Source organism: Streptomyces sp. NPDC046349 (assembly GCF_055587885.1).
In genome coordinates, this window is record NZ_JBVJFK010000001.1 from 771,730 (window position 1) to 784,326 (window position 12,597).

9 protein-coding genes and 1 pseudogene are annotated in these 12,597 nt (G+C 74.5%); 7 read left to right on the plus strand and 3 right to left on the minus strand.

Annotation, left to right across the window (positions count from 1 at the left end; translation table 11 throughout):
• Positions 1–170: 170 nt before the first annotated feature.
• The 3 genes and pseudogenes from ACZ6JS_RS03610 to ACZ6JS_RS03620 all read left to right on the plus strand — a co-directional run.
• Positions 171–1,660, plus strand: a pseudogene (locus ACZ6JS_RS03610) (trypsin-like peptidase domain-containing protein); the annotation flags it as partial.
• Between the two features lie 572 nt (positions 1,661–2,232).
• On the plus strand, positions 2,233–2,826 hold the full coding sequence (locus ACZ6JS_RS03615; protein ID WP_469295479.1) for a hypothetical protein: 594 nt from the start codon (positions 2,233–2,235) through the stop codon (positions 2,824–2,826).
• Positions 2,827–2,963: 137 nt separating this feature from the next.
• Positions 2,964–3,920, plus strand: coding sequence for a bifunctional riboflavin kinase/FAD synthetase (locus ACZ6JS_RS03620; protein ID WP_469295480.1), 957 nt, complete (start codon positions 2,964–2,966; stop codon positions 3,918–3,920).
• A gap of 87 nt (positions 3,921–4,007) precedes the next feature.
• On the opposite strand, the gene ACZ6JS_RS03625 is transcribed toward ACZ6JS_RS03620, so the two are convergent.
• From ACZ6JS_RS03625 to eccE, 3 genes are all read right to left on the minus strand, one after another.
• Positions 4,008–6,407 carry an SCO5717 family growth-regulating ATPase gene (locus tag ACZ6JS_RS03625; RefSeq protein ID WP_469295481.1) on the minus strand — a complete coding sequence of 800 codons (2,400 nt, stop codon included), beginning with the start codon at positions 6,405–6,407 and terminating at the stop codon, positions 4,008–4,010.
• 141 nt (positions 6,408–6,548) lie between these two features.
• Positions 6,549–7,247 carry a hypothetical protein gene (locus ACZ6JS_RS03630; RefSeq protein ID WP_469295483.1) on the minus strand — a complete coding sequence of 233 codons (699 nt, stop codon included), beginning with the start codon at positions 7,245–7,247 and terminating at the stop codon, positions 6,549–6,551.
• Positions 7,244–8,518 carry a type VII secretion protein EccE gene (gene eccE, locus ACZ6JS_RS03635; RefSeq protein ID WP_469295484.1) on the minus strand — a complete coding sequence of 425 codons (1,275 nt, stop codon included), beginning with the start codon at positions 8,516–8,518 and terminating at the stop codon, positions 7,244–7,246. Before eccE ends, ACZ6JS_RS03630 begins: the two co-directional genes overlap by 4 nt.
• 258 nt (positions 8,519–8,776) lie before the next feature.
• Between eccE and eccB the strand changes: the two genes are divergently transcribed.
• The 4 genes from eccB to ACZ6JS_RS03655 all read left to right on the plus strand — a co-directional run bounded on the left by eccB (position 8,777) and on the right by ACZ6JS_RS03655 (position 12,567).
• A complete protein-coding gene (gene eccB, locus ACZ6JS_RS03640; RefSeq protein ID WP_469295485.1) occupies positions 8,777–10,354 on the plus strand; it encodes a type VII secretion protein EccB in 1,578 nt (525 codons plus the stop codon).
• 11 nt (positions 10,355–10,365) lie between these two features.
• Positions 10,366–11,649: a type VII secretion-associated serine protease mycosin gene (gene mycP, locus ACZ6JS_RS03645; protein WP_469295486.1), complete on the plus strand. Its 1,284-nt coding sequence runs from the start codon at positions 10,366–10,368 to the stop codon at positions 11,647–11,649.
• Between the two features lie 213 nt (positions 11,650–11,862).
• Entirely contained in the window at positions 11,863–12,216 is a 354-nt protein-coding gene (locus ACZ6JS_RS03650; protein ID WP_469295488.1) for a WXG100 family type VII secretion target, read from the plus strand.
• Positions 12,217–12,261: 45 nt separating this feature from the next.
• Complete coding sequence (locus ACZ6JS_RS03655; protein WP_469295490.1) at positions 12,262–12,567, plus strand: WXG100 family type VII secretion target; 306 nt, start codon at positions 12,262–12,264, stop codon at positions 12,565–12,567.
• Positions 12,568–12,597: the final 30 nt, after the last annotated feature.

A 12,597-nucleotide genomic window follows, 5' to 3' on the forward strand; every position in this document is an offset into this window, starting at 1 on the left:
CCCCTCGGGTAGGTCTCTATCCATCCGGACGCCGCTATTCACCCGTCCGAGCAGGCGCTCGGAGTGAATGGAGGGAGCGTAAGGGGGCGCGTTCGCCACGTGTGCTTTTCGTGCTGATCTTCACCTGCCCACCGTCGTGAACACGGGGCGTTGCGGGGAGTGGTGCGGCCATGGCGGAACTCGTCAAAATCTGCGATCCGGCCGGGCGGGAGCGCGGCAGCGGGTTCGTCGCGGACGACCGCGGGACGGTCGTCACCGCTCACGAGGCCGTCGACGGCCTGACCCGGTTGGTGCTGCACGCCCCCGGGCGGACCTGGCCGGCCGAGGCGGCCGACGTGACCGTGCTGCCCGGCCTGGCGCTGGCCCTCGTCCGCACGGACGGACTCGGGGTGCGGCCGCTGCCGATGGCCCAGCGCGAAGTGATCGATCCGGGGACCTACGTACGGCTGCCCGCGCGGGGTTGGCGGCAGGCGCGGGCGCTCAGGTCGCGTACCGGGCGGGCGGCGGGCTGTACGCGCTGCCCGCGGGGACCGCGGTGGAACTGGCGATCGGCACGGACGGCCGCGACGCGCTCGCGCAGGGCGGGGAGGCCTGCGGGGCGCCGGTTCTCGACGCCGCCACCGGGGCGGTGCTCGCGGTACTGGGCACCGCTCTGCGCGCGGAGCACCGCTCCGGCGGCTTCGCGGTGGCCTTGCGGGCGGCGGCCGACTCCGACCCGGAGGGCCCCCTCGCCGCCCTCCGGGCCCGCCTCGGCATCCCCGCCGACGCCGTTCGCGAGGCCGACGCCCGGCACCCGCTCACCCTGCACCTGCTTGCCGGGATCCGCGCCGCGGGGGTCACCGCCGGCCGCCCCGGCCGGGACGAGGTCTTCGCCGCCCATCTCGACCTGCTGTGCCTGCGCAGCGCGGTCCGCATTCGCCGCCGCCTGCACCGACGCCGGGCGCGCCCGCGTGCACGGGCCCGGTGTCAGGCGGCTCGCCGCCCGCGTCGCCGGCCGCGTGCACGAGGCCGCCAGGCGCTGCCTGGGACCGAGGCGGGGACAGCTGGACCGAGCCTCCTTCGAGGAACCGTTCCCGTGGCGCACCGGCTGGGCCTCCGCCGTCCTCGCCGAGGGGCTGCTGGTGCCCGCCGGGTCCGGCTACCGCTTCGCCCACGAGGAGCTGTCCGACTGGATCCAGGCAGGCCACCTCGACGTCCCGACGGCGCTCGGCGTCCTCGTGCACGGCCCCGCCCGGCCCGGGCTGCCCGTGCCCCGGCACCGGATCGGGCCCGTCCTGGAAGCCCTGCGCCGACTCCCCCGGACCGGCTCCGCGAGGAACTGGCCCGGCTGGTCGACGCGCTCAACGGCTTCGCCGAAGCCCCCGCCCCCGCCCCCGCCGGCGACGGTGACGCCGACCGCGCCTGGTGGGCCGCCCGGCTGCTGGGCGAGACCCTGCCGAGCCTCCCCGATGCGCACCCGCACCTCCCCGTCCTGCACGCCCTCGCCGAACACGTGGCCCGAGCCGGCCCGGGTGGGTTCGGCGGCCGGTTCCGGAACCGGCTCCGGCTGGCCGAGCCCGACCGCCTCGGCCTGCTGCGCCGGCTCCTGCCCGCCGACCCCGCCGAGGCGGTCCCCGGTGACCGCTACCTCGACGCCGTGGCCCGCCGACTGGCCCGGGACCCCCGGCGGGTCCAGCCGCTGCTCTGCGCCTGGTTCGCCGACGACCGCCGGCTGCGCGGCCGCCCGGGGGCCACCGTCGCCACGGCCGCGCAGGCCCTGCTGCACACCCACCGCCGCCTCGCGCCGGACGAGCTCACCGAGGCGCTCGTTGCCGCCGCGCATCCCCGCGCCGACGAGTTGCTCGCCGTACTCGCGGAAGAGGAGCCCTCCGTCCGCTGCCGGGCCGTGGACCGCTGGGCACGCGACGCACGCCCCCCGCGCAGGGTCGCTGCCGCCGCCTACGGCGCCGCCACCGCCCCGCATGTGCGCACTCCCGCCGACCGGGAGCTGCTGCGCGACGCAGCCCGGGCGCTGCTGGCCCGCCCCGCCGACGTCACCCTGCACGGCAGCGCCCGGGCCGTGCTGCTGCGCGACCCGCAGGTCCGCGCCGGCTACCTGCCCGACGCCCTCGCGTCCTTCCGCGACGCCGAGCCCGGCTCCCGGCTCCCCGCCGACGCGCTGGTCGCGGCCCTGCCCGTACTGCCGGAGCAGGACTCGGTGTTCGCCGCCCTGCGGGATCGCGCCGACGGGGGGTGCTGCGCTCCCTGGCCGCGCTGAACACGCCGGGGCTGGCCCGACGCGCGGCCGGGCTCGTACGGGAGCACCTCGCGCGCAGCCCCGGGGACGCGCCGCACGCCGCGGCGTTCGTGGACCGGCGGCTGGAGCAGGGGCCGGCCGCCGGCCCCGCGCTGCGCCCGGTCGTGCTGGACCTGCTGCGGACCGCGCCCGCCGGGGTGCGGGCCGAGCTCGCCGCCGTACTGGGCGCGCCGGGTGGGGAGCCCTCGTACGCGCTGCGCGCCGAGCTGGCCGGCGTACTGCTGCGCGAGGAAAGGGACCCGCAGGTGCTGGACGCGTTCCTCGGGGCTGTCGCGGCGGGTGCTGCGGCGCGCCCGGAGGACCGTACCCGGGAGCTGCTGCGCCGTACCGGGCGGCAGCTGCTGCGGGCACCCGGCGGGCCCGCGGTCTTCGAGCGGCGCACGGTGGAGCTGGCGCACGCCCAGCCGGCCTTCGCAGCGCTCGTGGCCCGCCGGCTGGCGCAGGCGGCCACGGAGGCCGCGGCCCTCCTGGGGCCCGGCGCCCGGCGGACGGTGGAGACCCTCGGCAGGGCCGCCGCGGATGTGAGATGAGGATGCCCGCCCGCGGCCCGCCGGGCCCCTCCCGCCCGGATGCCGATGCGGGCCACCGGCCCGCGGCATGGCAGTCTTAGACCTGCAATCGGCAATCAGTTCAAGGACCAACCGGGTTCGGGCGAGGAGCGGTCACAGTGCAGCGGTGGCGTGGCTTGGAGGACATCCCCCAGGACTGGGGACGCAGCGTCGTCACCATCGGCTCCTACGACGGCGTGCACCGGGGACACCAGCTGATCATCGGACGGGCCGTGGCCACGGCGCGCGAGCTCGGCGTCCCCTCCGTCGTCGTCACTTTCGACCCCCACCCGAGCGAGGTCGTCCGCCCCGGCAGCCACCCGCCGATCCTGGCCCCCTACGACCGGCGCGCCGAGCTGATGGCCGGACTGGGTGTGGACGCGCTGCTGATCCTGCCGTTCACCGCGGAGTTCTCGCAGCTGTCCCCGGCCGACTTCATCGTGAAGGTGCTCGTCGACAAGCTGCACGCCCTGGCCGTCATCGAAGGCCCCAACTTCCGATTCGGCCACCGGGCCGCCGGGAACGTCGACTTCCTGCGCGAGCTGGGATCCACCTACGACTACCGGGTCGAGGTCGTGGACCTCGTGGAGCGCGGCGAGGCCGGCGGCGGCGTGCCGTTCTCCTCGACGCTGGCGCGCCGGCTCGTCGCCGAGGGCGACATGGACGGTGCGGCGGAGGTCCTGGGGCGCCCGCACCGGGTCGAGGGCGTGGTGGTGCGCGGAGCGCAGCGCGGGCGTGAACTCGGCTACCCGACCGCGAACGTGGAGACGCAGCCGCACACCGCGATCCCGGCGGACGGCGTCTACGCGGGATGGCTGACGGCGGACGGCGAGCGGATGCCCGCGGCGATCTCGGTCGGGACGAACGTGCAGTTCGACGCGACCGAGCGGACGGTGGAGGCGTACGCGATCGACCGGGTCGGGCTGGACCTGTACGGGAAGCACGTGGCCGTCGACTTCCTCGCGTACGTGCGGGGGATGGCCAGGTTCGAGTCGCTGGACGGGCTGCTGGAGGCGATCGCCGACGACGTGAAGCGGGCGCGGGTGCTGACCGACACGTACGACACGAAGCGCTGACGCGGGAACGGGCGAGGGCCCGTACCGCCCCGGAATCCGGGGCGGTACGGGCCCTTCCTGTTGCGGTCGGTGCGGTCGGTGCGGCCGTCAGCCGAGGCGCGGGTCGCGCGGCGGCTGCTGCGGCTGCTGGGGCGGGGCGGCCGGCGGCTGCTGCCAGGGCGGGCCCGGCTGCGGCTGCTGCGGATAGGGCTGGCCGTAGGGACCCGGCTGCTGCGGCGGCTGCTGGTACGGGGGCTGGCCCTGGGGCTGACCGTACGGCTGGGGCTGGGGCTGGGGCTGGGGCTGGGGGTGGTGCTGCGGCTGCTGGGGGTGGGGCTGGTGGGGCTGCTGCGGCGCTCCCCAGTGGTTCTGGGGGGCCTGCTGCTGGGCGCGGAGGAAGTCCTCGGCCACGAGGGCGGAGAGGTTGAAGTACGCCTCGCGGGTCTTGGGCCGCATCATGTCGAGGTCCACCTCGGCGCCGGCCGCGAGGTGCTCGTCGAAGGGCACCACGACGACGCCGCGGCAGCGGGTCTCGAAGTGCTGCACGATGTCCTCGATCTTGATCATCTTGGCCGTCTCGCGGACTCCGGAGATGACGGTGATGGAGCGGGAGACGAGGTCCGCGTACCCGTGGGCGGAGAGCCAGTCGAGGGTGGTGCTGGCGCTGCTGGCGCCGTCCACGGACGGGGTCGAGATGATGATCAGCTGATCGGCCAGGTCCAGGACGCCGCGCATGGCGGAGTACAGCAGGCCGGTGCCGGAGTCGGTGAGGATGATCGGGTACTGGCGGCCCAGCGTCTCGATGACGCGGCGGTAGTCCTCGTCGTTGAAGGTCGTGGAGACGGCCGGGTCCACGTCGTTGGCGATGATCTCCAGACCGGAGGGGGCCTGCGAGGTGAAGCGGCGGATGTCCATGTACGAATTCAGATACGGGATCGCCTGGACGAGGTCCCGGATCGTCGCGCCCGTCTCGCGGCGGACACGGCGGCCGAGCGTGCCCGCGTCGGGGTTCGCGTCGATGGCCAGGATCTTGTCCTGGCGCTCCGTGGCGAGGGTGGCGCCGAGCGCGGTGGTGGTCGTGGTCTTGCCGACGCCGCCCTTGAGGCTGATGACGGCGATGCGGTAGCAGGACATGACCGGGGTCCGGATCAGCTCCAGCTTGCGGCGCCGCTCCGCTTCGGCCGCCTTGCCGCCGAAGCGGAACAGGCCGCCGCCCCCGCCGCCGTTGTTGCTCTTGGGCTTCTGCTTGTTGCGCAGCAGCCGGTCCGAGGACAGCTCGACGGCGGCGGTGTAGCCGAGCGGCGCGCCTGCGCCGGTGGGTCCGGCCGCGTACCGCGGGTCGTGCGGCTGCGGCTGCGGATTGGGTTGAGGCGGCTGCTGGCCGGGGCCGACGGGCCACTGTCCGGCAGTGCGGGGGTCGTACTGCGGCTGCGGCTGCGGCTGAGGAGGCTGGGGCTGCTGCGGCTGAGGGGGCTGGGGCTGCTGCGGCGCGGGCGCCGGCGGCGGGAAGCCGTAGGAGCCCTGCGTCGCGTACGGGGGCGGCAGCGGCGGCAGTTCACCGGCGGGCGCTCCGAAGGGGCTCTCCCCGGCGGCCTGCTCCGCGACGGGCGCCACGGGCGTCCCCTCGGCCGGGGTAGCGGCGGGCACCGGCTCCGCGGCGGGCGCCGGAGCGGGGTACGACGGGGCCTCGTCCACGGGAGCCGACGCCACCGGAGCCGCGGACGGCGCGGGAACGGCGTCGGCCGGCTCCGGGGCGGCCTCCTCGGCCCGGGCCGCGAACGCCGGGGGCGGCGCCGGGGCTTCGGGAGCCGCAGGCGCGGCGTCGAACGGGGCGGGGTCGGGCGAGGCCGCCGCGAAGGACGCCGGAGCCTCGGACGCCGCAGGAGCAGCCTCCGCCGCGGCAGGCGCCGGGGCCGGAGCGGAGTACGGCGGCTCGGGAGCCTGAACCGGGGCAGGGGATTCGGGCGCCGCAGGAGCGGGCCCGACCGGGGAGGCCGCCTGGGCCGCAGCCGCGAACGGCAGCTCGGGCACCTGGATCGGTGCCGGTGCCGGTGCCTGCAGCGGGGCAGGGGATTCGGGCGCCGCAGGAGCGGGCTCGACCGGATCCGGAGCCGAGAGCGGAGCGGGCGCGGCATGCGCAGCCGGAGCCGGGTAGGGCAGGTCCGGCGCCACGATCGGCTCGGGCGCCGCAGGGGTCGTCTCGGCCGGGCCGGCGAGCGGGAACGGCGGGGGCGTACCCGTACCGTCCGACGGGGTCCGCGGCGCCGGCGGAGCGATCCGCATCGTCGAGGGCGACTCCAGGTCCGAGGGGCGGTGCGGCTCGAAGCCGCTCCCCTCGGGGAGCCCCGGCACCTGCGCGGCCCCGGCCGGCGGCGCACTCTGCGTGTACCAGGCCGGCGGTGTGTAGTCGATGGTGAACTCGCCCGTCATCTCGGGCTCCGCGTCGGACTGATCGTCCGTCGGGACGTCCCACGTCCCGCCGCGCCTCTCGTTCCGATCGCCGCTCACTGGTCCTCCTGGTATGTCGAACACTGCTCCGGCGCCCACCCACGCCGCGCCGGCGTCCAGCCTAATCGGGGCACGTCGCCCCTGTCCGCCGCGTACCGCTCCACGGAGAGGGCGGGCGGCCGGCCCGGGGCGCGCGCCGCGTCAGTCGATGCGGCGGGCCGGGCCCAGCAGCCCGGTCTCCGCCTCGGTCCCCTGCGTCATCACGAACTGCCGGTCCCGCGGGGTGCACCACAGGGTCACCCCGTCACCCAGGGTCGGCAGGGAGGCCACGGCCTGGCGGGGCAGCCGCATCAGGCGGCCGATCTGCTCGGCCTCGTCCGGGGACACCCGCTGCACGCCCACCAGCGAAGCCTGCTGGAGCAACCGCGGTGCCGCCGGGCTCAGGTACGGCAGCAGGGTCAGCACCGACTGCCACGGCCCGGCCACCACGCGGCCGCGCGGCGGCCGCATCCCGCAGTCGCGGACCACCAGCACCGGGCTGCCCGCGGACGCGCCCTGCGGGGGGATCCGCCCCACCTCGTGCAGGGTCACGCACTGCTGCCCGCCGCCCGCGGCCTGGGCCAGCCCGGACCACACCTGCCCGCGCCCGGTCTCCACCGCGACGCGCGCACCCGTCGCGGCCGCGCGCAGCGCCAGCACCTGCGCCGTCCACAGGCCGCCGATCAGCGTCACCTCGTACGGCGTCGGCCGGTTGATGCCGAGCACCGCCGACCGCCCTTCGGCGTCCACGCCAATGACGACCCCGTCGTCCCCGACGGGCACCGCCAGCGCGTCCAGGTCCGCCGCGGGCACCACATGCCGCTCCCGCCGCGGGCCGACCAGCCCGAAACCGCCCCTCATCGCGCGCCTCCCAGCGGCAGCGAAGCCAGCAGCCCCGGCACCTGTTCGCGGTCGAGCCGGACCAGCCCGGTCTTCACGCCCCGCGCCGTCCTCTCCAACTCCCGCCGCGCCGCGATCAGTTCCTCGTCGCTGCGCCCTGTCACCCGTACGTGTCCGGTCAGGGTCACGCCCTGCCGCTCCGCCGGGGCCATCGTCAGGCTGAAGTTCGTGGCGAGCGCGGGCAGGGAGGTCAGCAGCGCCACGAACTGCGGCAGCGCCGCCGTCCCCGCGCCGCCCAGCTGGGGCCAGCGGCCTATCCAGTACGTCGTGTGCCGGCGGTCGTCACAGCGCCAGATCCGCGAGGTCTCCTCGGTGCGCCGCCCGGTGCTGGCCGACCGTCCGGCCTGGGTGATCGCCATCGGATTCGCGCACGAGGAGGTGGCCAGCGCCGCCGTCAGCTCCTGCTCGGTCAGGACGGTGGCCTTGAACCCGGCCCCGGCCAGCCGGCTCGCCAACTGGTCCGCAGCCCGCACCACGCACCGCTGGGCGCCCGCCAGGCCACCGCCGCGTGCGGTCACCGCCTCGGGGCACAGCTCCGGGTCGAGCTTGAGCGCGATCCACGTCAGCCGCACCGCGGGCGTGCCCGTCCGGGCCTGCAGCGGGGCGTAGTTGCGTGCGGCCATCGACTGGGCCGGCAGGTGCGGGGCGGGCGCCGGCTGGGTGTGCTGCACCAACTGCGCCGACTCCAGCCGGATGCCGTCCACTTCGAGGATGTCCCGTACGACGCCGAGCGGCAGGGGTCGCGCGGCCCGGTCGGGCCGCAGCGCGGTGACGTCCGTGTCCACCTGGACCACGGCGGTCAGGAAGGTCCCGTCGCCGATCATCCCGACCGGACGCCGGTCGCGGTCGCTGAACGTCAGGGTGCGCAGGGCCGGATCGGCCTCGACCAGCGGTGCCAGCCCCGGTTCCGTGCCCGCGGGCACGGCGAAGGACGCGGCCCGGCGGCGGCGCGCGCGCAGCGCGAGCGCGCTGCCGATCCACTCCGGCAGGGAACGCTGGTGGCGGCGCACGACCGCGAGCACCACCAGCACGAGCGCCAGCACGCCGACGGGGACCAGGAGCAGGGGTTCGACCACCCACGCCACGAGCAGCCCGGCCGACGCGACCTGGAGCAGTACGAGTTGTTGCAGTCGGAACGGGCCGAAGCGGCCCGGGCTCGACTTGGGGTGCGGTGTCACCCCGCCGCGTGCGGGTGCGGGCGCGCCGGTCTGCGGCTCCGTCGCCGTGGCCATCACTCGCGCACTTCCCCTCTCACGGGCCAGACATCATGAGTTCCGGCGCTGCGCGACACCCGTCGCGGGGCTCCGGAATCTCCCCAATCCACCCCAACAAGCCCTGATTACCCCGGTGTGGAAGGCCCTGAGCGGCTGCCTCACCCTACCCGGCCCCTGCATACCGTCCGTCAAGAGGCATAGTAGGTGCCCGGTCCGACTATCGAGGCCCGGGGACCGTACTCACCGGCCGGGCCGTGCGGGGAGAAGCAGACGGTCATGGCATCACGACGTGATGAGCTCAACGCGTACACCTTTGCGAAGCGGCGGACGGTGGCCGCGTTCCTCCAGCCCTCCGCCACGGGTACCGAGGAGGGCGCGCCCCGCCCCCTGCGGGCGGTCCTGCCGGGCTTGATCGTCGGGGCTCTCGTGCTCGCCGGGTTCGGTGCCTGGGGCATGTTCAAGCCGACCGCCCCCAAAGGCTGGGACGAGCCCGGAACGAGGGTCATCGTCGGCAAGGACTCGACGACCCGCTACGTGGTCCTGACGACGAAGGTGGGCGGCAAGGACCAGACGCGCCTGCACCCGGTGCTGAACCTCGCCTCCGCCCGACTCCTGCTGGATCCGCAGAAGTTCAAGGTGGTGCAGGTCGAGGACAAGGTCCTGGACGCGGGCAGGCCGCCGCGCGGCCCCATCATCGGCATTCCCTACGCCCCCGACCGGCTCCCCTCCAAGCCCGAAGCCGGCAAGGCCAAGCGCTGGGCGGTCTGCCAGCAGCCCGGCGGCAACGGCCGCGGCGTGCAGACCGCCACCTTCGTCCTCGCGGACCGCGAGGCGTCCGTGACGGACGACGCCCGCCGGCTGGCCGACACCCAGTCGCTGTACGTGGAGAGCAACGGCCCGGGCAAGGAGCGGTACCTGGTCGACGCGACCGGCACGAAGTACAAGTTCCCCGAAGGCACTCCGGCCGCCGGAACGATGACCAACGCCCTGGTCGGCACCGGAGCCACCCCGCAGCAGGTCAGCCCGGAATGGCTCGGCACCCTCAACTCCGGCGACGACCTCGCGTTCCCGACCATCCCGGGCAAGGCCGGGGCGGCCGCCGACGTCAAGGGCCTGACGACCGCGGACAACAAGGTCGGCATGGTGCTCAAGGCCCAGACCGGCTCCGGCGCCCAGCACTACGTGGTCCTCCCCGGCAAGGTCGCACCGGTCTCCGACTTCGTCGCCTGGCTGCTGATCTCGGCGCCGGCGACCGACGGCCTCAACATGCACGGCAAGGCCCGCGAGGTGGACCTGCAGTCCCTCGATCCGGACGCCGCCCCGTTCGCCGGCGACGTCAAGTGGCCGCAGAGGAAGACCGAGCGGATCAACCAGACGACGCCGCCCGCCGGAACCCAGGCCGGCGGTTCCAACAACCGCGACACCGTCTGCAACGTCCTGCGCTCGGTCGACGGCCAGGGCAACCAGACGCTGAGCACGTGGGCCGGCACCGGCTACCCCATCGACATCACCGCCAGCGGCACGAGCGCCTACGTCACCCCCGGCTCGGGCCTGCTCTACACCCAGGTGCAGGGCAAGCAGACCACCGCCGGCGGCTCCCTCTTCCTGGTCACCGACACCGGCCTGCGGTACGCCGTCCAGGCCAACGGCGACAGCGACTCCGAGCAGTCCAGGATCGGCGCTCCCGACCAGTCCAAGACGGGCGGGGACGGCCGCCCCGAGGCCAGCCAGGCGCAGGTCAGGCTCGGCTACGGCGGCGTCACGCCGGCCATGGTGCCCATCGCGTGGTCGGAGTTCCTCTCCAAGGGGCCCCGGCTGGACACCAACTCCGCCCGTCAACCCCAGGGTTCGTGAGGAAGCCGCCGATGCCCCAGAACCGCAGTCCCCGGCGCCCGCTCCTCGCAGGCGCCCTCGCCCTCGCCCTGGCCGCCGGCGGCGCGGCGGGTACGGCGGGGGCCGCCTCCGCGGCCGAGGCCGACCCGGCCCGGACCGCGGCGCCGCGCCCTCCGTACGAGCTGCGCCCCGATGGGGCGGGGGAGTGCACCTTCCCCATGAAGAAGCAGATCGAGGACCGCCCCTGGGCGCTCCAGCGGCTCCTCCTCGACGAGCTCTGGGCGCAGACCAAGGGCAAGGACAAGAGCGGCGCGAGCGTCCGGGTGGCCGTCATCGACACCGGTGTGGACCGGGCGAACCCGCAGCTCAGTGGCGCCCTCGATGTCAGTGCGGGCAAGGACTTCGTCGACCCCAAGGGTGGTGACGGCACGACCGACACCGTCGGCCACGGCACCAAGGTCGCCGGGTTGATCGCGGCCCGCCCCCAGGCGGGCACGGGCTTCGTCGGCCTGGCCCCGGACGCCACGATCATCCCCATCCGGCAGAACGACGGGCAGGGCAAGGGCAACGCCCTCTCCCTGAGCCAGGCGATCGACCACGCGGTGGCCAAGGGCGCCCAGGTCATCAACATCTCGCAGGACACCGACGTCCAGCTGTCCGCGGACTCCGAGCTGGGCAAGTCGGTCCAGAAGGCCGTCGCGGCCGACATCGTCGTCGTCGCCTCGGCGGGCAACGACGGCATGAACGGCCAGAAGCGCAGGACCTATCCGGCCGCCTTCCCCGGCGTCCTCGCCGTGGGCGCCTCCGACCGCAACAACGAGCGGGCCGCCTTCTCCCAGCCGGGCGACTTCATCGGAGTCGCCGCTCCCGGAGTGGACATGGTCTCCACCGTCCCCGGCTTCGGCCAGTGCATCGACCACGGCACCAGCTTCTCCGCGCCCTACGTCGCCGGGGTCGCGGCCCTGCTGCGCGCCGAGCACAAGGACTGGTCCGCCCAGCAGATCGTCTGGCAGATCCAGAACACGGCCGAACGCACCGTCAAAGGCCGTGACGACTACGTGGGTTGGGGAATCGTCGACCCGGTGCGCGCCCTCAGCCAGGACCAACAGCCCCCGAAGGCGCCCGTCCCGGACCCGGGCCCGCCCCCGGCGACGGCACCGCAGGCCGCGCCCCTCCAGCTCACCGAGACGGCCCAGGAGCGGCAGGAGCGCTACGGTACGTACGCTCTCGGTATCGCTGCCGTGCTGATTGCCGTCATCGCGGGGACAGCGACGGTCATCCGGGACGCACGCAGCCGCCGACGCCGTTTGCAGTGAACAGTCACAGTTCGTCCACGGAAGCGGCCCACCGGTGTTGGGGCCGCTCCGTGAACTGACTAGAGTGGCCCCAGGCTTCACGAGTGTGATCGGGGGATCGCGTGAAGCGGAGGGGGACGGTCCGGAGCGCGTGACTCACATCCGCACCAGGCACGCCCGCCCCGCTGCGCAATCCGCCGGTTCTGCCGGCGAATTGAGAAGTGAGGAGCTTCGATGAGCACGAACACCTTCGGACTTGCAGACGATCCGGTCGTCCAGGCGAAGAACAAGATCCAGGAGACGGGAACCGCCGTCTCCAAGCAGGCGCGCGAGCTGGCCGACATCATCGCCACCGTGAGCGCCGGCTGGACCGGTGTGGGCGCCTCGGGCTTCGTCAAGGCCCAGACGACGCTCAACGACAGCCACGACGAGATCCGGCGGCTGCTCAACGTCCTGCACCACGCGGTGGCGCAGACCAAGAACCTCACCAACGCCCAGGACGACGAGGTGCTCGCCGCGTTCAACCAGGCCGTCCAGGCCTCGTCGGCGCCGGCCCCCGGGCCCCGTTCGGCCCTCGACGGCGTCTGATCGACGCACCTCATCCACTTCGGCCGCAGCGAGAAGGAGAAGAACATGACGGCGAACGACGGGACCCGGGTCCGGTACGAGACCGTTCAGCAGATGGCGGACCGCATCCGGATCGTCTCCGGGAACATCCTCAAGGACCTGGACCAGATGGAGCAGGCCGTGAAGGTGGTCACGGACACCTGGGACGGTGAGGCGCACCAGGAGTACGTCAACCTGCAGAAGAGGTACAAGGCCAAGGCCGACATCATGCACGCCGAGCTCGAGAAGGTCGCCAAGCTCATCGAGCGCGGCAAGGACGACTACCGGGCCACCGACAAGCGGGCGTCGACCCTGTTCACCGAGGCCTACTGAGCCCGCCGGGGCCCCGGTGGCCCGGGGCCC